This is a genomic window from Pseudomonas citronellolis (assembly GCF_900112375.1).
Taxonomy (GTDB): Bacteria; Pseudomonadota; Gammaproteobacteria; order Pseudomonadales; family Pseudomonadaceae; genus Pseudomonas; species Pseudomonas citronellolis.
On record NZ_FOLS01000004.1, the window covers coordinates 139,414 to 162,246 of the forward strand.

Sequence of the window (22,833 nt, forward strand, 5' to 3'; positions counted from 1 at the left end):
ATGCTGCTCTCCCCCAATGCCATGGGCCCGCGCCTGCGCGGCGGGCTGTACCTCACCACCGGCCTGATCGCCGCCTTCCTGCTGCTGCCGATCGTGTTCATCGTGCTGCTGTCGTTCGGCTCCTCGCAGTGGCTGGTGTTCCCGCCGCCGGGCTGGACGCTGAAGTGGTATGTCCAGTTCTTCGCCAACCCCGAGTGGATGGACGCGGCCCTGGCCAGCCTCAAGGTCGCGGTGCTGACCACCATCTGCGCGGTGGCCCTGGGCCTGCCCACCGCCTTCGCCCTGGTGCGCGGCAAATTCCCCGGCCGCGAGCTGCTCTACGGCCTGTTCACCCTGCCGATGATCGTGCCGCTGGTGATCATCGCCGTGGCGGTGTACGCGCTGTTCCTCAAGCTGGGCTACACCGGCACGCTGTTCGCCTTCGTGGTCAGCCACGTGATAGTCGCCCTGCCCTTCACCATCATCTCGATCATCAACTCGCTGAAGCTGTTCGACCAGTCCACCGAGGACGCCGCGGTGATCTGCGGCGCCTCGCGCCTGCAGGCGGTGTTCAAGGTGACCTTCCCGGCCATCCGCCCGGGCATGGTCGCCGGCGGCCTGTTCGCCTTCCTGGTGTCCTGGGACGAGGTGGTGCTCAGCGTGATGATGGCCAGCCCGACCCTGCAGACCCTGCCGGTGAAGATGTGGACCACCCTGCGCCAGGACCTGACCCCGGTGATCGCCGTCGCCTCGACGCTGCTGATCGGCCTGTCGGTCCTGGTGATGCTCGCCGCCGCGCTGCTGCGCCGGCGCAATGAAGTCAGCGCCTGAGCGCGAGGAGTCAGACAATGAGTGCCGTCATTCAAGAAACCGCGCAGGTCGGGACCCTGGTCAGCCTGCGCAACCTGAACAAGCACTACGGCGACTTCACCGCCGTGGACAACATCAACCTCGACATCCGCGACGGGGAATTCCTCACCTTCCTCGGCTCCAGCGGCTCGGGCAAGAGCACCACGCTGTCGATGCTGGCCGGCTTCGAGACGCCCAGCAGCGGCGAGATCCTGGTGGAAGGCAAGTCGCTGGTGAACGTGCCGCCGCACAAGCGCGACATCGGCATGGTGTTCCAGCGCTATTCGCTGTTCCCGCACCTGTCGGTGCGTGACAACATCGGCTTCCCGCTGGACATCCGCAAGCAGAAGGGCGACGCCCGCGAGCGCCGCGTCGACGCCATGCTCAAGCTGGTGCAGCTGGAGACATTCGCCCAGCGCCGCCCGGCGCAGCTCTCCGGCGGCCAGCAGCAGCGCGTGGCCATCGCCCGCGCGCTGGTCTACGAGCCGCGCATCCTGCTGATGGACGAACCCCTGGGCGCGCTGGACAAGAAACTGCGCGAAGACCTGCAGGACGAACTGCGCCACCTGCACCGCCGCCTGGGCATCACCATCGTCTACGTCACCCACGACCAGGAAGAGGCCATGCGCCTGTCCCAGCGCATCGCCATCTTCAGCCACGGCAAGATCGTCGGCCTGGGCAGCGGCTACGACCTCTACCAGAACCCGCCGAACACCTTCGTCGCCTCCTTCCTCGGCAACTCCAACTTTCTCCGCGTGCAGGCCCAGGGCAACGCCGCGGCGCGCTTCGAGAGCGCCAGCCTGGCCATCCGCCCCACCGGCGGCCTGCGCGAAGGCCAGGACCTGGTACTGATGGTCCGCCCGGAAAAGGCCCTGGCCCTGAACGCCGAACAGGCCGCCGCGCAGCCCCTGCAGGCCGGCTGGAACGAACTCGGCGCGACCGTGCAGGAAGTGGTGTTCCTCGGCGAGAGCCAGACCTGCAGCGTGACCACCGTGGGCGGCACCCAGCTGACCCTCAAGGCCCTCTCCGGCGGCCAGCCGCTGCACCCCGGCAGCCCGGTGCGCGTGCGCTGGGCCGCGGCCGACGCCTGCGTCTACAACCAGTGGAACGAAAGCGACCTGGTAAAGGGCGCGCACTGACCCTTTGAAGTCCCTTGCGCCCCCGGCCGTTGTGGCGGCCGGGGGCTTTTTTTTGCCTGCGCCCCCCACCCGCGCCACATTTCCCCGTAGGAGCGGACTCCGTCCGCGATAGCCGGAACCTCCGGCGCGCTTCGCGGATAAGATCTGCTCCTACGCCCCCCACCCACACCATTCCCTACGCGCAAAATCGCGGGCAGGGCCCGCTCCTACAGATTGCCGGGAGGCACTGCATTCCTCCCCCGTAGGAGCGGACCTTGTCCGCGATAGCCGAAACCACCGGCGCGCCTCGCGGATAAGATCCGCTCCTACGCTGCCCCACCCCCGCCATTCCCATGTAGGAGCGCGCCCTGCGCGCGAATCGCGGGCAGGGCCCGCTCCTACAGGCGAACCGCATGGCACGGCGTTTGTTCGCGAGCAAGCTCGCTCCTACGAAGGGCACCTCGGCGCAGTTACAGGTTGACGCCAAGTCTCCCGTCCATGCCTGCCCGCCAATCCCACGCCCTTTCCCACAGGCAAAAAAAGCCCCGCCAGAGCTGCTCTCAAGGCGGGGCGGAGAGTGGAACGAGGAATCAGTCGGCCAGGCCCAGACGACCCTGCTGCAGGCTTTCGCGGGCCTGGCCGCGGGTGGCCAGGCAGTAGTACAGCGGGCAGGTCACCAGCAGGCCGGCCAGCCAGGACAGGTCGGCGCCTTCCAGGTAATTGGCGTAGGGCCCGACGTAGAGCGCGGTGTTGGCGAACGGCAGCTGCACCAGGATGCCGATGGCGTAGGCGATGATCGCGTGCGGGTTGAAGCGCCCGTAGATGCCGCCGTCGGCGCGGAAGATCGAGGCGATGTCGTAGCGCCCGCGCTTGACCAGGTAGAAGTCGATCAGGTTGATGCAGGCCCAGGGCACCAGGACCAGCAGCAGGGTGAGGATCAGCCCGATGAACTGCGAGATGAAGTTCGCCGAAGCGCTCAGCGCCACCAGGCAGCTACCGGCCAGCACCACCGAGGACAACGCCACGCGCAGGCGCACGCTGGGTGTCCAGGCGGCGGCGAAGGTCTGGATCGAGGTGACGATGGAAAGCACCGCGCCGTACAGGTTCAGCGCGTTGTGGCTGATGATGTTGAGCAGGAACAGCACCATCAGCGCCGGGCCGAACACGCCGGTGGCCTGCTTCACCGCGGCCATGGCCTCGGTGCCTTCGGGCGTGGCCAGCACCGCCACCGCGCCGAAGCTGAACGACAGGCTGGTGCCCAGCACCGCGCCGAAGAAGGTGGCGAAGAACGGCTTGGCGATGCCGACGCTGGCCGGCAGGTAGCGCGAGTAGTCCGAGGTGTAGGGCGAGAAGCTGACCTGCCAGATGATGCCCAGGCACAGGGTGGCGACGAAGCCGGAGAGGTTGAAGCCGCCACGGCTGAAGAAGTCCGCCGGCAGTTGCTGGCAGAAAATCCACACGAAGCCCACCAGCAGCGCGCCGCCCATCACCCAGGTGCCGATGCGGTTGAGGGTGTGGATGAAGCGGTAGCCGATCACGCCGATGGCGGTGGCGCCCAGGGCGCCGAGCAGGATGCCCGCCGGCAGCGGCACGGCCGGGGCGATGCTGTGGATGGATTCGCCGGCCAGGACGATGTTGGAGATGAAGAAGCCCAGGTAGATCAGCGCGGTGAAGAATACGATCAGCAGCGCGCCGTAGCGGCCGAACTGGCCGCGGCTCTGCACCATCTGCGGAATGCCCAGCTGCGGCCCCTGGGCCGAGGCCAGGGCGATGCCGACGCCGCCGAGCATGTGCCCGAGGAAGATCGCCACCAGCCCCCAGAGCAGGTCCAGGTGGTAGACCTGGACCACCATGGCGCCGGTCACCACCGGCAGCGGCGCGATATTGGTGCTGAACCACAGGGTGAACAGGTCGCGCGCACGGCCATGGCGCTCGGCCGGGGGCACGTAGTCGACGGTGTGGTTCTCGATGAGCGGGGTGGACTCGGTATGGGACATCTTCTGGCTCGCTGCGGATGGCCGGGCGCGAGCGCGGATCGGCCGGCCGGGCGGCCGACGTCGATCCACTGCGGGCGCGGACAGTCGGGAATCGGGGTTGCAGGAATCAGGCCGCGGACGGCCTGGCGCAGGACCGGTGGTCCAGGGGCGGGTGCAACCTCGGGGAATCATCGAGCCAGGCCCGGTCGGGGGCGCGGCGGGGGAACATCATGGACAGCATCTTCTTGTCTTCTTTGTACGAAAGCCACGTATGAAATTTGCCTTCGGCAGCAAGCCCCGGAAAGGGCTGGCAGGCATGCTTAGGCGAACACCATATTATGGTATTCCAAGATTCCGGCAAGCCCCTCCCCCGCCAACGGCTCCGACCATGGTCTATCCTGGCATCCCTCCCGGCACCCCGCCGAAGCCTTAGAGCCCAGTCCACATGCGGATTCCAGCCACGAGCGCGACGTTCGTCGGCAACCGACTGGCGGTCATCCAGGGGCTTGAACTTTCAATAATACGGTATACCATCAGACGAAAATAATTCCTCCACCGCCAGCCCCCGTGGCAGCAGGTAACCGCAATGATCAACGCCAACCTCTACAAGCAAGTCATGGGCTCCTTCCCCTCCGGCGTGACCGTGATCACCACCCTGGACGAGGACGGCCAGCTGGTGGGCCTGACCGCCAGCGCCTTCAGCTCGCTGTCGATGGACCCGGCGCTGGTGCTGTTCTGCCCCAACTACACCTCCGACTCCTACCCGGTGCTGATCCGCCGCAAGCAGTTCGCCATCCACCTGCTCTCCGCCGAGCAGCAGCGCGAGGCCTACAGCTTTGCCAAGAAGGGCAAGGACAAGGCCCTGGGCATCGACTGGCAGCTGAGCGAGCTGGGCAATCCGCTGTTGGAGGGCGCGACTGCGGTGATCGAGTGCGAGCTGTGGCGTGAGTATGAGGGTGGGGATCACGCGATCATGGTCGGCGCGGTGAAGAACCTGGTGGTGCCGGAGCAGCGGGTGCAGCCGATGGTTTATTGCCGTGGGAAGATGGGGGCGTTGCCGGCTTTGGCGTGACGCCGATTGCCAGCGAGCTTGCTCGCGAACGGTGTTTCCCGGGGCGTAGGTGCTGGGTTCAAGAGCGCCCTCTCCCCAACCCTCTCCCGCAAGCGGGAGAGGGGGCTGTCCTGAGCGGCGTGTCGGTCAGGCGCCATCCTTCCAATTCGTCATTCCCGCGAACGCGGAAACCCAGGGGCTTGGGGGCTTGGCGTAGCGCGCCGCACCGAGTTTATTGATGTTTCTTGTTTCGCCCCCTCGGGCGAGCCCCCTTTTGTCAAACAACTCCCTCGCCTACGTTCCTGCAGCCTATCGGGGCTCTCGCGGCATCCATGCCGCATGACCTCCTGAGCGCCGGTTTCGCTCGGCCTTCTGAAGGGGCGTTCCGGTGCGCTCGGCTATTTCTCTGGAAATCCAAATCGCGGACAGAGTCCGCTCCTACGGTTACAGGGGAGCTCGGGCGTAGGAGCGGACTTTGTCCGCGATTGGACTCACCGGCCACACCGGACACCCCGGTGGCACGAACAGCCCGGTGGCACGAACAGCCCCACCACCTCGATCAGGTCCTGAACCGCGACACCAACCGATTCAACTCCTCCGACAGCCCATTCAACGTCTGCGCATCCCCCCGCGTGGCCTCCGCCAGCCCCGCTACTTCCTGGGCGTCGCGGTGGATCTGGGCGATGTGCCGGTTGATCTCCTCCGCCACCTGGTGCTGTTCTTCCGCCGCCGTGGCGATCTGCGCGTTCATGTCGCGGATCACGTCCACCGACTCGCGGATGGCGCCGAAGCAGGCGCGGGCCTCGCGGATGGAGCCGACGGTGCGCTGCGAGGCCTCCAGGCTGGATTGCATCTGCCGGCCGGTGTCGTGGGTGCGGCGGGCCAGGTTGCCCAGCAGCGCGTCGATCTCGCCGGTGGATTCGGCGGTGCGCCGTGCCAGCGCGCGGACCTCGTCGGCCACCACGGCGAAGCCGCGGCCCTGGTCGCCGGCGCGGGCCGCTTCGATGGCGGCGTTGAGCGCCAGCAGGTTGGTCTGCTCGGCGATGGAGCGGATGGTGCCGAGGATCGACTGGATGTCGTTGCTGTCCTGCTCCAACTGGCGCATGGCGCTGGCCGAGCCGGCGATTTCCTCGCTCAGGCGGCCGACGCTGTCCACCGCTTCGTCGATCTGCTGCTGGCCGTCGTGGGCCTGGCGCTGGCCGCTGTCGGCGGAAGTCGCCGCCTGGCTACAGGAGCGCGCCACCTCGTTGGCGGTCATGACCATCTCGTTGAACGCCGTGGACACCATGTCCACCGCCTCGCGCTGGCGCGCCGCGGCCTCGGCCAGGGCCTGGGAGGTGCCGCTGGCGCTGCCGGCGCTCTGGTGGATGCCGGAGGCGGCCTGGCCGATGTGCTGCACCAGGCGGCGGATGGCCTCGAGGAACTGGTTGAACCAGCCGGCCAGCTGCGCCGTCTCGTCGCGGCCGCGCACCGCCAGGCGCCCGGTCAGGTCGCCGTCGCCCTGGGCGATGCCTTCCAGGCCATCGGCCACCGCGCGCACCGGGCGCACCACCAGGCCGGCGAATACGGCGCCCACGCCGGCGAAGCCCAGCGCTATCACCGCGGCAATCAGGCCGACCAGCCAGGTCAGGCGCGTCGCCCCGGCCATCACCTCGCTTTCCTTGATCAGGCCGACGAAGCGCCAGCCCAGGCCCTCCGACGGCCAGACGTTGGCCAGGTAGCGCTCGCCGTCGATCTCCACCTCCACCAGGCCCTTGTCGGCGCTGGCCAGGCTGGCATAGCCGGCGCCCAGCTCGCCGAGCTTCTTGAAGTTGTGCTCCGGCTGGTGCGGGTCGACCAGCACGGTGCCGTCGCCTTCCATCAGCATCAGGTAGCCGCTGTCGCCCAGGCGGATGCCCTTGACGATGTCGGTCAGGCGCTTGAGCGAAACGTCGATGTTGACCACCCCGCCCTGCTCACCGAGGCGGTTGGCGAAGGTGCGCACGCTGCTGACCAGCACCACCTTGTCCGCCGCCCAGTAGTAGGCGTGGGTGCGCAGGGTGCGGCCCGGCTGGGCCATGGCCGACTGGTACCAGGGGCGGCTGCGCGGGTCGTAGCTGGCCAGCTTGTCGTCGCCCGGCCAGAAGGCGTAGCCGCCGTCGCGGGTGCCCAGGGACACGTACGCATAGTCCGGGTGGCTGTGGGCCAGGCCGGCGAACAGGTCGAACACCTGGCGGTCCAGCTCACCGGCCGGGTGCTGCGCGGCGTCGGCGCCGACGTACTGCTTGAGGCTGCCGTCGATGGCCTGCAGCTGCGGGTGCGCGGCCAGGTACTCGACGTTCTGGGCGATGCCGTCGAAGAACAGCTGCATGGCGTTCTCCACCTGGCGGATCTCCCGGCTGCTGCTGTCGATGAAGCCTTCCCGCGCTTCGCCGCGCAGGTTGAAGATCACCAGCACGGCGACCAGCAGCACCGGCAGGCTGGCGATGGCGGCGAAGGCCAGGATCAGTTTCTGTTTGAGATTCATCCTTAACTCCTTGGGGTGGCGCCGGGCAGAAACGCCTTGCAGATATTCCGTATTATGGTATACCAATAAACCACGGACACCCAGCACGTTTGTGGCCAATCGCCATGATCGCGCCCATTCCCCGAAGCAGCGGTGCGCGCAGGCGCATCCCATCCGCCGGCCCGCCCAGCGCCGGATACAAAAAAGGTTCGAGGTAAGCGATATGAAATTTTCCCTGTTCGTGCACATGGAGCGCTACGACGAGCAAACCAGCCACCGCCAGCTGTTCGAGGAACTCACCGAACTGACGCTGATGGCCGAGGCAGGCGGCTTCAGCACCGTGTGGATCGGCGAGCACCACGCCATGGAATACACCATCTCGCCCAGCCCCATGCCGCTGCTGGCCTACCTGGCCGCCCGCACCGAAACCATCCGCCTGGGCGCCGGCACCATCATCGCGCCCTTCTGGCACCCCATCCGCGTGGCCGGCGAATGCGCCCTGCTCGACGTGATCAGCAACGGCCGCATGGAAGTGGGCCTGGCCCGCGGCGCCTACCAATACGAATTCGACCGCATGGCCAACGGCATGCCGGCCACCGAGGGCGGCAAGTACCTGCGCGAGATGGTCCCGGTGGTGCGCGCGCTGTGGCAGGGCGACGTCGCCCACGACGGCGAGATCTGGAAGTTCCCCACCGCCACCTCCTCGCCGCGGCCGATCCAGAAGCCCACCCCGCCGATGTGGATCGCCGCGCGCGACCCGGACTCGCACAACTTCGCCGTGGCCAACGGCTGCAACGTGATGGTCACCCCGCTGATGAAGGGCGACGAGGAAGTGGTCGACCTGAAGAACAAGTTCGAGGCGGCCCTGGCCAACAACCCCGGCGTGCCGCGCCCACAACTGATGGTGCTGCGCCACACCCACGTGCACAGCGCCGACGACCCGGAAGGCTGGAAGGTCGGCGCCGAGGCCATCTCGCGCTTCTACCGCACCTTCGACGCCTGGTTCGGCAACAAGCAGACCCCGGTCAACGGCCTGCTGCCGCCCAGCCCCGAGGAGAAGTTCAAGGAGCGCCCGGAGTTCGAGCTGGAGAACATCCGCAAGAACACCATGATCGGCACCCCCGAGGAAATCATCGCGCGCATCCGCCACTACCAGGAGCTGGGCGTCGACGAGTTCAGCTTCTGGGCCGACAACAGCCTGCCCTACGAGCAGAAGAAGAAGTCCCTGGAACTGTTCATCAAGCACGTGGTGCCGGCGTTCCGCTGAGTGCCCGCCCAGGCTTCGCAACGACAACGCCGGTCAGGAAACTGACCGGCGTTGCGCATTCAAGCCCGGTTCACCAGGAACCGGCGCCCGCCACCTTCGCCCGCTCCGCGCGGCGGCCCTGGGCGCACACCGCCAGGGCGGCCAGCGCCGCCCCATGGCGGTGATCAACGCGCGCCTGGTGCTGGAGGCCAAGCGCGAGCTGGCCCACTCGCGCCAGAGCATCAAGGCCATCGCCCACGACCAGGGCTTCTCCGACGTCGGCTACTTCAGCCGCTTCTTCCGCAAGCACACGCAGTTGTCGCCCAGCGAGTTCCGCGGCCAGGGCGCCGCCTGACGCGGCTTGCGGCCCGTATATTCAATTAAAGAATAATAAAATCTGAATTTATTCTTTTTTACCTCAACCTCGATTCCTCTATAACTGCGCAGGAATCGACGGCCGCTCCACTGTTGCGTTGCCAACAGTTGCCCAGCAGCAACTAGCCGCCAGCCAACAGTTCGCCCAGCAACACTTGATGAATACCCATACCAATCAATGGCTTGAGTCCTGGCACAGGTCTTGCGAAACCCGACCTGAACCCGCCCTGCCGGCAGGGCAACAGCACAGGAAACCGAACATGACTGCCCCCTTGAAAGTGGTCGCCGTATCCGGCGGCGCCTATCGCCCCTCGCGCACCCTGGTCCTGACCGAGGCCATCCTCGCCGAGATCGGCCGCCACCTGGACGCCGAGGTCCAGCTCATCGAGTTGGCCGACATCGCCCGCCCGGTGGGCGGCGCCCTGAGCCGCGCCGAGCTGCCGGAGGCAGTGGAGGCGCAGCTACGCGCCATCGAGGGCGCCGACCTGCTGCTGGTGGCCTCGCCGGTGTACCGCGGTTCCTACCCCGGGCAGCTCAAGCACCTGTTCGACCTGATCGGCCAGGACGCCCTGATCGGCACTCCGGTGCTGCTCGCCGCCACCGGTGGCAGCCAGCGCCACGCGCTGGTCATCGACCACCAGCTGCGCCCGCTGTTCAGCTTCTTCCAGTCCCTGACCCTGCCCCTGGGCGTGTACGCCAGCGAGGCCGACTTCAAGGACTACCGCATCAGCTGCGAACTGCTCCAGGCGCGCATCCGCCTGGCCGTGGAGCGCGCCCTGCCGCTGTTCGGCGACCACCGCGCGCTGCGCCGCATCGCCTGAGGAGCCGCCCGATGAATTCGCCGGCACAAGCCTCCATCCTCAGCCCGCTGCAACTGGCCCGCCAGCTGGCGGCGGAATTCGCCGAAAGCGCCGTCGAGCGCGACCGGCTCGGCGGCACGCCGAAGGCCGAGCGCGACGCCCTGCGCCGCAGCGGCCTGCTCGGCCTGGTCATCCCCAAACAGTACGGCGGCCTGGGCGCCAGCTGGAGCGAGGCCCTGGAAGTGACCCGCGAGTTCGCCCGCGTCGACAGTTCCATCGCCCACGTGTTCGGCTTCCAGCACCTGATGCTGGCCACCGTGCGCCTGTTCGCCCGCCCCGAGCAGTGGCAGCCGTGGTTCGAGCAGACCGCGCGCAAGCACTGGTTCTGGGGCAACGCCCTGAACCCGCTGGACACCCGCACCGTGGTGAAGAAGTTCGACGGCTGGCGCGAGTTCTCCGGCAAGAAGAGCTTCTGCTCCGGCGCCAGCGACTCGGAAATGCTCATCGCCTCGGCGGTGGACGAAAGCGCCGGCGGCAAGCTGCTGATCGCCGCCATCCCCAGCGGCCGCACCGGCATCACCCTGCACGGCGACTGGGACAACATGGGCCAGCGGCAGACCGACAGCGGCAGCGCCACCTTCGAACGGGTGCGCGTGGAGGAATCCGAGCTGCTGCTGGACCCGGGCCCGCTGAGCACGCCCTTCGCCTGCCTGCGCCCGCTGATCGCCCAGCTGCTGTTCGCCAACCTGTTCCTCGGCGTGGCCGAGGGCGCCTTCGAGGAGGCGCGGCAGTACAGCCTCAAGGAAAGCCGCCCGTGGTTCCGCTCCAGCGCCCGCAGCGTCGGCGAGGACCCGTACGTGCTGCGCCACTACGGCGAGTTCTGGGTCGGCCTGGAGAGCGTGCGCCTGCTGGTGCAGCGCGCCGCCGCGCTGCTCGACGAGGCCTGGCGCAAGGAACACGCCCTGGGCGCCGAGGAGCGCGCGCAGCTGGCGGTGGCCATCGCCACCGCCAAGGTCGCCGCCAGCCGCGCCGGCCTGGACATCTGCAACCGCCTGTTCGAGGTCACCGGCGCCCGCGCCACCCACGCCTCGCTGCGCCTGGACCGCTTCTGGCGCAACCTGCGCACCCAATCCCTGCACGACCCGCTGGACTACAAGCTCCACGAGCTGGGGGACTGGGCGCTCAACGGTACGCGGCCGACACCCACCTTCTATTCCTGAGGCAGAGACATGCAACTGCTGACGCTACCCCCCTCCCCCGCACTGGCCACCTCGATCCGGGCGACCGCACAGGTCTTCGAAGACCCGAAATCGCAGGCGCTGCTCGCCCATCTGCAACAGGTCGCCCCCAGCGAGGCCAGCGTCCTGATCATCGGCGAAACCGGCACGGGCAAGGAGCTGGTGGCGCGGCACATCCACAACCTCAGCGGGCGGCGCAACGGGCCCTTCGTCGCGGTGAACTGCGGGGCATTCTCCGAATCCCTGGTGGAGGCCGAGCTGTTCGGCCACGAGAAGGGCGCCTTCACCGGCGCCCTCAGCGCCAAGGCCGGCTGGTTCGAAGAGGCCGACGGCGGCACCCTGTTCCTCGACGAGATCGGCGACCTGCCGATGCCCATCCAGGTCAAGCTGCTGCGCGTGCTGCAGGAGCGCGAGGTGGTGCGCCTGGGCTCGCGCAAGAGCATCCCGATCAACGTGCGGGTGCTGGCGGCCACCAACGTGCAGCTGGAGCGGGCGATCAACGCCGGGCACTTCCGCGAGGACCTGTACTACCGCCTCAACGTCGTCACCCTGCAGCTGCACCCGCTGCGCGAGCGCCCCGGCGACATCCTGCCGCTGACCCGCCACTTCATCCGCAGCTACAGCGAGCGCCTGGGCTACGGCCAGGTGCAGCTCAGCGCCGAGGCCGAGCGCAAGCTGGTGGGCTACGGCTGGCCGGGCAACATCCGCGAGCTGGAGAACGTCATCCACCACAGCCTGCTGACCTGCCGCGACGGCCTGGTGCGCGAGGACGACCTGCGCCTGTCCAACCTGCGTCTGGAACGCCAGGAGGAAGCCTCCGCCGGCCATGCCGGCAGCCCCGCAGCCAACGGCGGCGAGGCCGCCGAGGAACTGCTGCAGCGCGCCTTCCGCCGGCTGTTCGAGGAATCCGCCGGGGCGCTCTACGAACGCGTCGAGGAAAGCCTGCTGCGCGCCGCCTACCGCTTCTGCCACCACAACCAGGTGCACACCGCCAACCTGCTGGGCCTGTCGCGCAACGTCACCCGCACGCGGCTGATCGCCATCGGCGAGCTGGTGGTGAACAAGCGCCGCGGCCCGGAGCAGGCGCTGGACAACCGCGTGGTGCGGCTGTCCATCTGAGCCCCGTCAGGCAGCGCCCACCAGGCTGACCCGATCGGCCAGCGCCTGCGCGCGCGCCACTACCGCCTCGCGCTCCGTCGCCGGCGCCGCCACGCGCAGCCGCAGGCTGCCCAGGGAGCGGCCCTGGATGCGCTCCAGGCTGGCCTGCACCAGGCGCACCTCGTAGCCCAGTTCGCGGCCGATGGCGGCCGGCTCCGGTTCGCGGGCGCTGGCGCCGCTGTAGTGCAGGTCCAGCAGCAGGCCCTCGCCCGCCGCATCCCCATCGGCGTCATGGTGCAGCGTGCCGAGCAGGCTGCGCGTCACTTCGTGGCGCGGGTCGCCGAACACTTCCCAGACCTCGCCCTGCTCCACCACCCGGCCGCGCTCCAGCACCACCACGCGGTCGCAGAGGTCGCGGATGACTTCCATCTCGTGGGTGATGAGGACGATGGTCAGGCCCAGGCGGCGGTTGATGTCGCGCAGCAGCGCGAGGATCGACTGGGTGCTTTCCGGGTCCAGCGCCGAGGTGGCTTCGTCGCACAGCAGCAGGTCCGGTTGCAGCACCAGCGCGCGGGCGATGCCGACGCGCTGCTTCTGCCCGCCGGAAAGCTGCGCCGGGTAGGCCTCGCGCTTGTCCGCCAGGCCCACCAGCTGCAGCAGCTCGGCCACCCGCCGCTCGCGCTCGGCGCGCGGCACGCCGGCCAGCACCAGGGGCAGCGCGACGTTGTCGCCGACGCTGCGCGAGGCCATCAGGTTGAAGTGCTGGAAGATCATCCCGGTGCGCCGGCGCAGCTGCGCCAGGCGCGCGTCGTCGAAGGCGCCGATGTCCTCGCCGTCGACCAGCACCTGGCCGGCGCTGGGCCGCTCCAGGCGGTTGAGCGAGCGCAGCAGCGAGGACTTGCCGGCGCCGCTGCGGCCGATGATGCCGAACACCTCGCCGCGGCGGATCTCCAGGTCGATGCCGTGCAGCGCCTGCACTTCCCGGCCGCCGGCCAGGTAGTGCTTGGCCAGGCCGCGCAGGCGGATGTGGATGGCAGCCGCCAGCGGCTGCGAATGATTGAAGCTGACCATGGGTGCGTTCCTGCCGGGCGCGGCGCCCGTCCTGGGCGCCGCGCCGGGTCACATCAGAAGCCGGGGGCGATCTCGCCCTTGTAGCGGGTCAGGATGAAGTTGCGCACTTCCGGCGAGTTGAGCGCCTTGGCCAGCTTCTGGATGCCCGGGTCCTGGATGTTGTCCGGACGCGCCACCAGGAACTCGACGTAGAGGTCCTTGCCCTTCTCGACGATCAGCGCGCTCTTGATGTCGATGCCGGCTTCCAGCGCGTAGTTGGCGAAGACGAAGGCCAGGTCGACCTGCTTCACCGAGCGCGCCAGCATGGCGCCTTCCAGTTCGCGGATCTTCAGGTGCTTGGGGTTGTCGACGATGTCGCGCTCGGTGGACTGCGGATTGCTCGGGTCCTTGAGCTTGATCAGCCCGGCCTCGGCCAGCAGCACCAGGGCGCGGCCGGTGTTCACCGGGTCGTTGGGGATGGCCACGCTGGCGCCATCGGGCAGCTCGGCCAGGCTCTTGTACTTGGCCGAGTAGGCGCCGAAAGGCTCGATGTGCACGCCCACCACCGGCACCAGGTTGGTGTGGCGGGTCTTGTTGAAGTCGTCGAGGAACGGGCGGTACTGGTAGTAGTTGGCGTCGAGGTTCTTCTTCGCCAGCTGCAGGTTGGGCTGGATGAAGTCGTTGAACACCTTCACCTCCAGGTCCACGCCTTGCTTGGCCAGGGCCGGTTTGACGAATTCGAGGATTTCCGCGTGGGGCACCGGGGTGGCGCCGACGACGAGGTGCTCGTTGGCGTGGGCGTTGATGGCTATTACGGCAGCCAGGGCGGCCAGGACTTTCTTCATGCTGTTTGCTCCGATCAGTGGTTTCTTGGAATGGCCGTCGTGGGTTGGACGTGGGGCCAGCGGCGGCGTTTTCCCGGCCGCCGCGAGCGGGTGTTGGATTCAGCGCCGGGTGTAGTGGCGCACCAGGCGGTCGCCGCTCATCTGCAGGGCCTGCACCAGCAGGATCAGCAGCAGCACGGTGACCACCATGACGTCGGTCTGGAACCGCTGGTAGCCGAAGCGGATGGCCAGGTCGCCCAGGCCGCCGCCGCCGACCACCCCGGCCATGGCCGTGTAGTCGACCAGCACGATGGCGGTCACGGTGATGGCCGCGATCAGCCCGGTGCGCGCTTCCGGCAGCAGGGTGTGGAAGACGATCTGCCGGGTGCTCGCGCCCATCGCCTGCACCGCTTCCACCAGGCCGCGGTCGACCTCGCGCAGCGAGCTTTCCACCAGCCGCGCGAAGAACGGCGTGCAGCCCACCACCAGCGGCGGAATGGCGCCGCGCACGCCCAGCGAGGTGCCGGTGAGCAGCTCGGTGGCGGGGATCAGCACGATCAGCAGGATGATGAAGGGCATCGAGCGCAGCACGTTGGCCAGCACCGAGAGCACCCGGTACAGGCGCGGCGAGTCGAGCAGCTGGCGCTGGCCGGTGAGGTACAGCAGCACGCCCAGCGGCAGCCCCAGCAGCACGGTGCAGCCCAGGGCCGCGCCGAGCATGCTCAGGGTGTCCAGGCAGGCCTGGGCGATCTCGCTCCAGTCGACGTTGGCCAGCCAGTCGTTCATCGCCGGGCCTCCTCGCGCAGGGCCGCGACCGGGTGCGGCGCGGCCAGGCGGTCGCCGGCGCCGAACAGCTTGTGGCGCAGGGTGCCCTCGGCGTAGTCGCGCTTGAACAGGCCGCGAGCCTGCAGCTCCGGCACCAGCAGGTCGACCACCGCTTCGAAGGTTTCCGGCATGACCACGCCGGCCAGGTTGAAGCCGTCGACGTCGGTTTCCGCCACCCATTCCTGCAACTGGTCGGCCACGGTCTGCGGCGAGCCCACCAGCACCGGGCCGTCGCCGCCGATGGCGCAGTAGTCGGCGATCTCGGCGGTGGTCCAGGTGCGCGTCGGGTCGGCGCGGGTGAAGGCTTCCACCGCCGACTGGATGGCGTCGCTGGGCACCTCGCGCAGCACCTGCCCGGGGGTGTATTCGGCGAAGTCGATGCCGGTCCAGCCGGACATCAGCGTCAGGGCGCCGCTGGCGCTGGCGTACTCGCGGTACTCGGCCAGGCGCGCCAGGGCCTCGGCGTCGGTCGGCGCGACTATCACCGTGAGCTGCTCCAGCACCAGCACGTCGCCCGGCTCGCGCCCGGCAGCGCGCACCGCTTCGCGCAGGTCGGCCACCTGCTTCTTCAGCACCGCCTTGCTCGGCGCGGCGACGAACACGCACTCGGCGTTGGCCGCGGCGAAGGCCCGGCCACGGCTGGAGGCGCCGGCCTGGTAGAGCACCGGGGTGCGCTGCGGCGAGGGCTCGCAGAGGTGGAAGCCGGGCACCTGGAAGTATTCGCCTTCGTGGCGGATGCCGTGGACCTTGGACGGTTCGGCATAGACGCCGCTGTCGCGGTCGGCGACCACGGCGTCGTCTTCCCAGCTGGTTTCCCACAGCTTGTAGCAGACCTGCAGGTACTCGTCGGCCAGGGCGTAGCGCTGGTCGTGGGACAGCTGGCGCTGCTGGCCGAGGTTGCGCGCGCCGCTGGCCAGGTACGAGGTGACGATGTTCCAGCCGGCGCGGCCGCCGGTCAGGTGGTCGAGGGTGGACATGCGCCGGGCGAAGGGGAACGGGTGCTCGAAGGACACCGAGGCGGTCACGCCGAAACCCAGGTGGCGGGTGGCCGCGGCCATGGCCGGGACCAGCTGCAGCGGGTCGTTCACCGGCACCTGGGCGCCGCTGCGCAGCGCGGCGTCGGCATTGCCGCCGTAGACGTCATAGACGCCCAGCACGTCGGCGATGAACAGGCCGTCGAGCTTGCCGCGTTCCAGTGTCTTCGCCAGCTCGACCCAGTAGTGGATGTCGGTGTAGCGCCGCGCCTGGTCGCGCGGGTGGCGCCAGAGGCCGGGCGAGAGGTGGCCGACGGTGTTCATGGCGAAGGCGTTGAGGCGTATCTGCTTGCTCATGGCGCCACCTCAGTTCCAGTCGTGGCGCGGCGGGCGCTTGCCGTTGAGCAGCCAGTTGCCGACCAGGTGGTACTTCCAGCGCACCGGGTCGTGCAGGGTGTGCACGCGGGCATTGCGCCAGTGGCGGTCGAGGTTGTGCTTGCGCAGGGTGGAGCGGGTGCCGCCGAGCTCGAACAGCTTGTTGCTCGCCTCGATGGCGATCTCGGTGGTCAGCACCTTGGCCCGCGCCACGGCCAGGGAGGCGGCAGCCACCTTGTCCTCGTCGGGCGCCGCCTTGCCGGCGTCGAGCACGCGGCCGGCGCGTTCGAGCAGGGCCTCGGCGGCCTCCAGGCGGATGTCCAGGGCGCCGACCTGGATGATCGTCAGCGGGTCCTCGCTGGCCTTCTCCACCCCGGCGTCGATCCACGGGCGCGCCTGCTCGCGGACGAAGGCGATGGTGTCGCGCAGCGCGGCGCGGGCGATGCCGGCATCGATGGCGGCGGTGGTGATCTGGGCGAAGGGCCCGGCCAGGGTCGGGCTCTCGTAGGAGCGGTAGCTGGGGAACAGGTGGAAGGCAGGCACGCGCAGGCCCTCCAGCAAGACGGTGCCGCTGGAGGTGGTGCGCTGGCCGATGCTGTCCCAGTCGTCCACCACCGTCAGCCCGGCGCTTTCCCGCGGGACGAAGGCCAGCTGCGCGCGGTCCTGCTCGTCCAGCGCCAGCACGCCCAGCCAGTGGGCGTAGAGCGAGCCGGTGCAGTAACCCTTGCGGCCGTCGATGCGGTAGCCGTCGCCCTCGGCGACCAGGCGGGTGCGGATGTCCTGCACGTTCTTGCCGCCGGTTTCCGACAGCGCGTTGGCGAAGCGGTGGCCTTCCAGCACCAGGGCGAAGAAGTGCCGCTTCTGCTCCTCGCTGCCCTGCAGGCGGATGTCCTCCAGCAGGCAGTAGTGGTTCTGCGGGATCTGCCCCAGGGACGGGTCGGCCGCCGAGACGATGGCGATGACCTGGGCCAGGGTGGCGTGGGACACCTCGGCGCCGCCGTATTCGCGCGGCACCGTGATGCCCCACAGGCCGCTGTTGGAGAAGGCGTCGACGATCTCCACCGGCACCAAGCGGTCGAGGTCGCGCTCGGAAGCGCCGGCCAGCAGCAGCTCGGCGACCTCGTGGGCGACGCGGATGGCCTCGGCGTCGTCGCGGATGATCCGCGCGGCGGGGCGGTTGATCGGATAGGCAGCAGAAACGGACATGGTCTTCCTCGTGGCGAACAGTGGCCCGTGTGGGGCCGGGACCTCCCGGCAGCGGGCCCTGTCCTGGTTGAGCACGATCCATGCCCGAAATTTTCTTCCTATAAATCAACTACTTACTGGATAGCAAAGACAGCCGAGTCGCTGGCCGGACACTGTTTGTTGAAGCACTGTCCGGCAGCCAACAGTTGCCCGTCAGGCAACAGCCTTGCGCTGTGCCTCGGCCTCCAGCTCGCGCACCAGCGGCAGGACCTTCTCGCCGAAGTACTCCACCTCTTCCTGGAAGTGCAGGAAGCCGGAGAGCACCAGGTCCACGCCCACCGCCTTGAGCGCGAGGATGCGCTCGGCGATCTGCCGCGGGGTGCCGATCAGGTTGGTCTTGAAGCCGTCGTTGTACTGCACCAGGTCTTCGAAGCTGGACTTCGCCCAGTTGCCCTCGCCTTCCGGGCTGGCGGCGCCGGCGTTCTTCACCTCGTGGCCGAAGGCGTTGACCGCCTCGGGGTTGGCCTTGTCGATGATCTCCTGCAGCACCGCGCGGGCCTCGGCCTCGCTGTCGCGGGCGATGATGAAGGCGTTCACCCCGATCTTCACCGCGTGGCCGTTGGCCGCGGCCTTGGCGCGGATGTCGTCGACCTGGGCCTTGATGCCTTCCACCGTGTTGCCGTTGGTGAAGTACCAGTCCGACACCCGCGCGGCCATGTCGCGCGCGGCCCGCGAGCTGCCGCCCTGGAAGATTTCCGGGTGCGGGCGCTGCAGCGGCTTGGGCTTGAGGCTGTAGTCGCGGAAGCGGTAGAAGTCGCCGTTGAAGGTGAAGTTGTCCTGGGTCCAGATGCCCTTGAGCGCGCGGATGAATTCCTCGGAGCGGCGGTAGCGCTCATCGTGCTCCAGCCAGGGCTCGCCGATGGCGTGGAACTCGCCCTTGAACCAGCCGGAGACGATGTTCACCGCGATGCGGCCGCCGGTCAGTTGGTCGATGGTCGCCAGTTGCTTGGCCGCCAGCGCCGGGTTCCACGGGCCGGGGAGGATGGCGGCGATGACCTTGAGCTTCTCGGTCGCCGCCAGCAGCGCGTGGCTGATGGCCACCGACTCGTGCTGGTACTCGGCGCCGTAGCCGGCGGTGAAGCGGATCTGCGACAGGGCGTAGTCGAAACCGGCCTTCTCGGCGCTCTGCGCCAGCCGGCGGTTGTAGTCGAAGTCCCAGCTGGTGCGCTGCTCGATGTTGCTGACGACGAGGCCGCCGCTGACGTTGGGCACCCAGTAGGCGAAGCGGATGGGTTGCTGGCTCATGGTTCTGCTCTCCGGGAGTGGCGCGATTGCATGCCGCGCGGCCAGGCGCCACGCGGCTTCCACCTGGGCCGGAGCAGCAACCGTGCCAGTGCCGGAAAGCCTTGCGGATCATGAACTTGCAACAGGCGCCGGGTTATCGTCCTGTCCGCCGCCGGGCAGGCTGCTGATGCGCTGTTGCCAGGTGAACAGCCGGGCGACGGAAATGTGCCGCCGCGCCCTGCAAGCGCCAAAGCACCGACTAGACTTGCACCTCCCGGCCCGTGCATTTTCCAAGGAGGCCATCGTGCGTACCTGTTTCGTACTGCTCCTCGTGGCCGGCCTGGCCGGCTGCGCGGCGGATGTGAAGCGCGCCGACGCGCTCTCCCCCATCAGCACCTATGCCGACACCCGCAACCGCCTGCTGGTGAACTTCCAGGGCGATGCCAGCGTGACCGCGACGCCGGGCTGGACGCGGCTGACCAGCACCTGGCGGCGCATCCTGGCGGACCGCGCGGCCTCGTCCGACTACCAGCTGGGCGAGCAGGCCGGCGCGGTGAGCCCCACCGCGCTGCCAGCGACGCTGCTGGTGGTGGAAGTCGACCGCTTGCGCCAGCAGGCCGACGGCGACGGCCTGGGCAAGGGCAGCCTGCGCGTCAACGTGCGCTTCACCGACGGCCCCAGCGGCCGGCTGATGGGCTCGCGCCGCTACGAGAGCGAATCCGCCGAGCCGGCGGCGCTGGAAGGCCAGCTCAAGGACATTTCCAAGGCGATCATCGAGGAAGTCGAAAGCGCCCAGCGCATCGCCAAGCGCGACCCGCTACCGGAGGCGCCGATGCCGGCCAGCACGCCGGCCGAGCAACCGGCCCGCCCCGCGCCGGCCCCGGCGCCCGGCCAGTCGGTGGCCAGCCGGGAGGCGGCGGCCAAGCCGGTGGTGGCAGTGGAGAACCAGGAGCGCCAGCTGCAGAAGCTGCAGCGCAGCAACCTGCCGTTCGACCAGTACCAGAACGAGTACCGGCGCATCACTTCGCAGTGAGCGCCGGCGCGCCTCAGTCGTCGTGCCAGTGGGCGTCGCTGTCCTCGTCGTCCCAGTCGTCCTGATCGTCCTCGGGCTCGTCGCGCAGGCCGGTGGCGTCGTGCTCGAAATCCTCCGGGGAATCCTCGTCCCACTCGTGGTCGAGCAGATGCTCGTGCTCCGGCTCGGGGAGGTCGATGTCGTCGTCGTGCATGGTGCGGTCTCGGCAGGCGGGGTGCGGCGAGCCTCAATGCTACGGCCTCGCCGGGCCCGCGCAAAGCCTCGGCGGTCGCGCGGCGCGGCGCATTTGGCTATAAGTCAGAAGGAAGGTCATGACGTTTTCCTATGGGGGCGATGCCGTTTCCAGCATTGTGCGGGAAGCCTCGCTTGCCGATCCTGTGGCCACACCGGGGCATCGGCCCTGCGCACAACAGCAGAAGGACATCCAGCATGAAGACCGTCGCACAGCTCCTCCACGCCAAGCAGAGCCAGCAGGTGCACACCATAGGCCCGCACGAGATGGTGCTCGACGCCCTGCGGGTGATGGCGGTGAAGAACGTCGGCGCCCTGCCGGTGGTGGACAACGGCCAGGTGGTGGGCGTGGTCAGCGAACGCGACTACGCGCGCAAGATGATCCTCCAGGGCCGCAGCTCGGTGGGCACCCCGGTCAGCGCCATCATGAGCTCGCCGGTGGTCACGGTGGATTCGCAGCAGAACGTCGACACCTGCATGAGCATCATGACCGAGCGCCACCTGCGCCACCTGCCGGTGGTGGAGAACAGCCAGCTGGTGGGGCTGTTGTCCATCGGCGACCTGGTCAAGGAAGCCATCGCCGAGCAGGCCCAGCTGATCCAGCAGCTGGAGCAGTACATCCGCGGCGAACAGTGAGCCAGCGGCGGCTGCGGCGGACGGCGCCATGACAGGGGCGCGGATGGGGCATTAGAATTTGATTAACATCCGCGAACCGAACAAGTAGAACCCATGGAAAACCGCACCGCCCGCCTGACCGTCCTGATCGACCCGGTGAAGAAGAAGGCCTTCGAGGAACTCTGCGCCAGCCAGGACCTGACACCGTCCCAGGTGGTTCGCCAGCTGATCCGCGATTACCTGGAGAGCCACGGGGTGAGCTATGCCACGCAGCCGAAGGTGGGGGGGCAGGATTGAGGGCCGCGGCCAGTCTGGAGCAGCCTGCCGGCTCGATCGCGGACGGAGTCCGCTCCTACGGTTCCAGGAAGCATGGCTTTTCGTAGGATGGTGTTGAGCGAAGCGATACCCATCACCGCAACTGCATGGGTTTCGCAGGCTCAACCCATCCTACGAAAAGCGCTGGCGAGACCGGTCCCAGGGAGGCACGGGCGTAGGAGCGGACTCCGTCCGCGATTGCTCCCAGGCGGCGCCGAATCCTCCCTACGAAGAAACCCCCTCCTCCTCCCGCCCCTCGCAGGCCGCCAGCGCCATGGCAAAACTGGCATGGTAATTCCGCCTACCCACCGCCTCGATGATCCCCGCCCGCACCAGCTTGTGCCGCACCCGCTGGTTGGCCTCGCAGAGCTTCACCGTCACCCCGCGCTTGCGCAGTTGCTGGATCATCTCCTCCAGCGTCTGCATCCCGGTGATGTCCATGAACGGCACCCGCCTCAGGCGGATCACCAGCAACTGCGGATCGCTGCGGGTCTGCGCCAGGGCACGCTCGAAGGTTTCCGCAGCACCGAAGAACAACGGCCCCTCGATGGTGTAGACCAGCACGCCCGGCGGCAGCGCGCCCTGCAGTTCGCCCCGCAGCTCGGCGCTGCCCTGCTGCAGCACTTCCACCGAGGAGGCCATGCGCCGCATGAACAGCAGCATCGCCAGGATCACCCCGATGTTCACCGCTATCACCAGGTCGCTGAACACCGTCAGGCCGAAGGTGATCAGCAGGATGGCCACGTCGGCCCTGGGCGCACGGCGCAGCATGCGCACGAAGTGGCGGGCCTCGCTCATGTTCCAGGCCACCACGAAGAGGATCGCCGCCAGCGCGCACAGCGGGATGCTCGAGGCCAGCGGGGCGAGGAACAGGATGATCAGCACCAGGGTCGCCGCGTGGGCCACCCCGGCGATCGGGCTGTTGCCGCCGTTGCGGATGTTGGTGGCGGTGCGGGCGATGGCGCCGGTGGCGGCGAAGCCGCCGAACAGCGGCGCCAGCAGGTTGGCGATGCCCTGGCCGACCAGCTCCTGGTTGGAGTCGTGGCGGGTGCCGGCCATGCCGTCGGCGACCACTGCCGAGAGCAGCGACTCGATGGCCCCGAGCATGGCGATGGCGAAGGCCGGGCCGATCAGTTCCAGCATCCGCGGCAGGCTGATCTCCGGCAGGCTCGGCACCGGCAGGCCGCGGGGGATGCCGCCGAAGGCGCTGCCGATGGTGGCCACGCCATCGAACTGGAACAGCGCCTGCAGCACGCTGACCAGCACCATCGCCAGCAACGGCCCCGGCACCCGCCCCAGGTACGGCAGGCGCGGGCCGTAGAGCACCGCGGCCAGGCCTAAGAGGGCCAGCAGGGTGGTCGCCGGGTGCAGTTGCGGCAGCGCCTGCAGCAGGTGCCAGAGCTTCTGGTGGAAGTGCTCGCCGCCCACCGCCGGGAGGCCGAAGAAGTCCTTCCACTGGCCGACCCAGATGATCACCCCGATGCCGGCGGTGAAGCCAACGATGACCGGGTCGGGAATGTACTTGATGACGCTGCCCAGGCGGGTGATGCCCAACAGCAGCAGGATCACCCCGGCCATCAGCGTGGCCAGCTGCAGGCCGTCGACGCCGTAGCGCGCGGTGATGCCGGCGAGGATGACGATGAAGGCCCCGGTGGGCCCGGCGATCTGCACCCGGCTGCCGCCGAACAGCGACACCGCGATGCCCGCCACTATGGCCGTGTACAGGCCCTGTTCGGGCTTGACCCCGGAGGCGATGGCGAAGGCCATGGCCAGGGGCAGCGCGACCACCCCGACGATGACCCCGGCCAGCAGGTTGCGTGGCCAGTTCTGCAACTTCAGAAGCCCGGCCGCCCAGGCGTCACGTACGGCGATCATCGTCCACTCCTCCGCGGAAGAATGCGCATCAG

20 protein-coding genes and 2 pseudogenes are annotated in these 22,833 nt (G+C 68.5%); 11 read left to right on the forward strand and 11 right to left on the reverse strand.

The window, feature by feature from the left end; genetic code table 11:
* Both BM060_RS05705 and BM060_RS05710 read left to right on the forward strand, forming a co-directional pair.
* Nucleotides 1-810 carry an ABC transporter permease gene (locus tag BM060_RS05705; RefSeq protein ID WP_043316323.1) on the forward strand — a complete coding sequence of 270 codons (810 nt, stop codon included), beginning with the start codon at nucleotides 1-3 and terminating at the stop codon, nucleotides 808-810.
* Nucleotides 811-827: 17 nt separating this feature from the next.
* Entirely contained in the window at nucleotides 828-1,967 is a 1,140-nt protein-coding gene (locus BM060_RS05710; protein WP_074978072.1) for an ABC transporter ATP-binding protein, read from the forward strand.
* 569 nt (nucleotides 1,968-2,536) lie between these two features.
* On the opposite strand, the gene BM060_RS05715 is transcribed toward BM060_RS05710, so the two are convergent.
* Complete coding sequence (locus BM060_RS05715) at nucleotides 2,537-3,943, reverse strand: purine-cytosine permease family protein (protein WP_074978075.1); 1,407 nt, start codon at nucleotides 3,941-3,943, stop codon at nucleotides 2,537-2,539.
* Nucleotides 3,944-4,508: 565 nt separating this feature from the next.
* On the opposite strand from BM060_RS05715, the gene BM060_RS05720 reads away from it, so the two are divergent.
* Nucleotides 4,509-4,994 (forward strand): flavin reductase family protein, encoded by a 486-nt coding sequence (locus BM060_RS05720; RefSeq protein ID WP_074978078.1) that lies wholly within the window; start codon nucleotides 4,509-4,511, stop codon nucleotides 4,992-4,994.
* A 538-nt stretch (nucleotides 4,995-5,532) separates the two neighbouring features.
* On the opposite strand, the gene BM060_RS33650 is transcribed toward BM060_RS05720, so the two are convergent.
* Both BM060_RS33650 and BM060_RS33655 read right to left on the reverse strand, forming a co-directional pair.
* Nucleotides 5,533-6,261, reverse strand: coding sequence for a methyl-accepting chemotaxis protein (locus BM060_RS33650; RefSeq protein WP_370686638.1), 729 nt, complete (start codon nucleotides 6,259-6,261; stop codon nucleotides 5,533-5,535).
* Nucleotides 6,262-6,390: 129 nt separating this feature from the next.
* A pseudogene (locus BM060_RS33655) lies at nucleotides 6,391-7,707 on the reverse strand (cache domain-containing protein); the annotation flags it as partial.
* Here BM060_RS33655 and BM060_RS05730 point away from each other — a divergent pair.
* From BM060_RS05730 to BM060_RS05750, 5 genes and pseudogenes are all read left to right on the forward strand, one after another.
* Nucleotides 7,682-8,725 (forward strand): LLM class flavin-dependent oxidoreductase, encoded by a 1,044-nt coding sequence (locus BM060_RS05730; RefSeq protein WP_074978084.1) that lies wholly within the window; start codon nucleotides 7,682-7,684, stop codon nucleotides 8,723-8,725. The pseudogene BM060_RS33655 and the gene BM060_RS05730 sit on opposite strands and share 26 nt — an antisense overlap.
* Before the next feature lie 151 nt (nucleotides 8,726-8,876).
* Nucleotides 8,877-9,059, forward strand: a pseudogene (locus BM060_RS05735) (helix-turn-helix domain-containing protein); the annotation flags it as partial.
* Between the two features lie 280 nt (nucleotides 9,060-9,339).
* Entirely contained in the window at nucleotides 9,340-9,900 is a 561-nt protein-coding gene (msuE, locus tag BM060_RS05740) for an FMN reductase (protein ID WP_069862595.1), read from the forward strand.
* An 11-nt stretch (nucleotides 9,901-9,911) separates the two neighbouring features.
* Nucleotides 9,912-11,099, forward strand: a complete 1,188-nt coding sequence (locus tag BM060_RS05745; RefSeq protein WP_074978086.1) for an acyl-CoA dehydrogenase family protein — start codon at nucleotides 9,912-9,914, stop codon at nucleotides 11,097-11,099.
* A gap of 9 nt (nucleotides 11,100-11,108) precedes the next feature.
* Nucleotides 11,109-12,236: a sigma-54 interaction domain-containing protein gene (locus tag BM060_RS05750; RefSeq protein WP_074978089.1), complete on the forward strand. Its 1,128-nt coding sequence runs from the start codon at nucleotides 11,109-11,111 to the stop codon at nucleotides 12,234-12,236.
* Between the two features lie 6 nt (nucleotides 12,237-12,242).
* Here the strand turns inward: BM060_RS05750 and BM060_RS05755 are convergent, their stop codons facing one another.
* The 6 genes from BM060_RS05755 to sfnG all read right to left on the reverse strand — a co-directional run bounded on the left by BM060_RS05755 (nucleotide 12,243) and on the right by sfnG (nucleotide 18,753).
* Entirely contained in the window at nucleotides 12,243-13,286 is a 1,044-nt protein-coding gene (locus tag BM060_RS05755; RefSeq protein WP_074978092.1) for a methionine ABC transporter ATP-binding protein, read from the reverse strand.
* A gap of 53 nt (nucleotides 13,287-13,339) precedes the next feature.
* Entirely contained in the window at nucleotides 13,340-14,110 is a 771-nt protein-coding gene (locus BM060_RS05760; RefSeq protein ID WP_043314493.1) for a MetQ/NlpA family ABC transporter substrate-binding protein, read from the reverse strand.
* Between the two features lie 99 nt (nucleotides 14,111-14,209).
* On the reverse strand, nucleotides 14,210-14,875 hold the full coding sequence (locus tag BM060_RS05765) for a methionine ABC transporter permease (RefSeq protein ID WP_043269715.1): 666 nt from the start codon (nucleotides 14,873-14,875) through the stop codon (nucleotides 14,210-14,212).
* The gene (locus BM060_RS05770) at nucleotides 14,872-16,245 is read right to left on the reverse strand and encodes an LLM class flavin-dependent oxidoreductase (RefSeq protein WP_074978095.1); all 1,374 of its coding nucleotides are present in this window, start codon (nucleotides 16,243-16,245) and stop codon (nucleotides 14,872-14,874) included. The genes BM060_RS05765 and BM060_RS05770 overlap by 4 nt, the downstream gene beginning before the upstream one ends.
* 9 nt (nucleotides 16,246-16,254) lie before the next feature.
* Nucleotides 16,255-17,469: an SfnB family sulfur acquisition oxidoreductase gene (locus BM060_RS05775; protein WP_083426725.1), complete on the reverse strand. Its 1,215-nt coding sequence runs from the start codon at nucleotides 17,467-17,469 to the stop codon at nucleotides 16,255-16,257.
* A 192-nt stretch (nucleotides 17,470-17,661) separates the two neighbouring features.
* Entirely contained in the window at nucleotides 17,662-18,753 is a 1,092-nt protein-coding gene (sfnG, locus tag BM060_RS05780; protein ID WP_058487773.1) for a dimethylsulfone monooxygenase SfnG, read from the reverse strand.
* Between the two features lie 283 nt (nucleotides 18,754-19,036).
* On the opposite strand from sfnG, the gene BM060_RS05785 reads away from it, so the two are divergent.
* A complete protein-coding gene (locus BM060_RS05785; protein ID WP_074978097.1) occupies nucleotides 19,037-19,765 on the forward strand; it encodes a hypothetical protein in 729 nt (242 codons plus the stop codon).
* A 13-nt stretch (nucleotides 19,766-19,778) separates the two neighbouring features.
* Here BM060_RS05785 and BM060_RS05790 read toward each other — a convergent pair whose 3' ends face one another.
* Nucleotides 19,779-19,958, reverse strand: coding sequence for a hypothetical protein (locus BM060_RS05790; RefSeq protein WP_074978099.1), 180 nt, complete (start codon nucleotides 19,956-19,958; stop codon nucleotides 19,779-19,781).
* A 236-nt stretch (nucleotides 19,959-20,194) separates the two neighbouring features.
* Between BM060_RS05790 and BM060_RS05795 the strand changes: the two genes are divergently transcribed.
* Nucleotides 20,195-20,632, forward strand: coding sequence for a CBS domain-containing protein (locus BM060_RS05795; protein WP_074978102.1), 438 nt, complete (start codon nucleotides 20,195-20,197; stop codon nucleotides 20,630-20,632).
* A 93-nt stretch (nucleotides 20,633-20,725) separates the two neighbouring features.
* The gene (locus BM060_RS05800; protein WP_009615001.1) at nucleotides 20,726-20,908 is read left to right on the forward strand and encodes a ribbon-helix-helix protein; all 183 of its coding nucleotides are present in this window, start codon (nucleotides 20,726-20,728) and stop codon (nucleotides 20,906-20,908) included.
* Nucleotides 20,909-21,151: 243 nt separating this feature from the next.
* Here the strand turns inward: BM060_RS05800 and BM060_RS05805 are convergent, their stop codons facing one another.
* Nucleotides 21,152-22,801, reverse strand: a complete 1,650-nt coding sequence (locus tag BM060_RS05805; RefSeq protein WP_074978104.1) for a SulP family inorganic anion transporter — start codon at nucleotides 22,799-22,801, stop codon at nucleotides 21,152-21,154.
* Nucleotides 22,802-22,833 lie beyond the last annotated feature (32 nt).

Coding starts and splice junctions, on each gene's coding strand:
- BM060_RS05750 (WP_074978089.1), top strand. CDS start 11,109: ATGCAACTGCTGACGCTACCCCCCTCCCCCGCACTGGCCACCTCGATC.
- BM060_RS05760 (WP_043314493.1), bottom strand. CDS start 14,110: ATGAAGAAAGTCCTGGCCGCCCTGGCTGCCGTAATAGCCATCAACGCC.
- BM060_RS05800 (WP_009615001.1), top strand. CDS start 20,726: ATGGAAAACCGCACCGCCCGCCTGACCGTCCTGATCGACCCGGTGAAG.
- BM060_RS05720 (WP_074978078.1), top strand. CDS start 4,509: ATGATCAACGCCAACCTCTACAAGCAAGTCATGGGCTCCTTCCCCTCC.
- sfnG (WP_058487773.1), bottom strand. CDS start 18,753: ATGAGCCAGCAACCCATCCGCTTCGCCTACTGGGTGCCCAACGTCAGC.
- BM060_RS33650 (WP_370686638.1), bottom strand. CDS start 6,261: ATGGTGTCCACGGCGTTCAACGAGATGGTCATGACCGCCAACGAGGTG.
- BM060_RS05715 (WP_074978075.1), bottom strand. CDS start 3,943: ATGTCCCATACCGAGTCCACCCCGCTCATCGAGAACCACACCGTCGAC.
- BM060_RS05755 (WP_074978092.1), bottom strand. CDS start 13,286: ATGGTCAGCTTCAATCATTCGCAGCCGCTGGCGGCTGCCATCCACATC.
- BM060_RS05770 (WP_074978095.1), bottom strand. CDS start 16,245: ATGAGCAAGCAGATACGCCTCAACGCCTTCGCCATGAACACCGTCGGC.
- BM060_RS05730 (WP_074978084.1), top strand. CDS start 7,682: ATGAAATTTTCCCTGTTCGTGCACATGGAGCGCTACGACGAGCAAACC.
- BM060_RS05805 (WP_074978104.1), bottom strand. CDS start 22,801: ATGATCGCCGTACGTGACGCCTGGGCGGCCGGGCTTCTGAAGTTGCAG.
- BM060_RS05795 (WP_074978102.1), top strand. CDS start 20,195: ATGAAGACCGTCGCACAGCTCCTCCACGCCAAGCAGAGCCAGCAGGTG.
- BM060_RS05775 (WP_083426725.1), bottom strand. CDS start 17,469: ATGTCCGTTTCTGCTGCCTATCCGATCAACCGCCCCGCCGCGCGGATC.
- msuE (WP_069862595.1), top strand. CDS start 9,340: ATGACTGCCCCCTTGAAAGTGGTCGCCGTATCCGGCGGCGCCTATCGC.
- BM060_RS05710 (WP_074978072.1), top strand. CDS start 828: ATGAGTGCCGTCATTCAAGAAACCGCGCAGGTCGGGACCCTGGTCAGC.
- BM060_RS05745 (WP_074978086.1), top strand. CDS start 9,912: ATGAATTCGCCGGCACAAGCCTCCATCCTCAGCCCGCTGCAACTGGCC.
- BM060_RS05705 (WP_043316323.1), top strand. CDS start 1: ATGCTGCTCTCCCCCAATGCCATGGGCCCGCGCCTGCGCGGCGGGCTG.
- BM060_RS05765 (WP_043269715.1), bottom strand. CDS start 14,875: ATGAACGACTGGCTGGCCAACGTCGACTGGAGCGAGATCGCCCAGGCC.
- BM060_RS05790 (WP_074978099.1), bottom strand. CDS start 19,958: ATGCACGACGACGACATCGACCTCCCCGAGCCGGAGCACGAGCATCTG.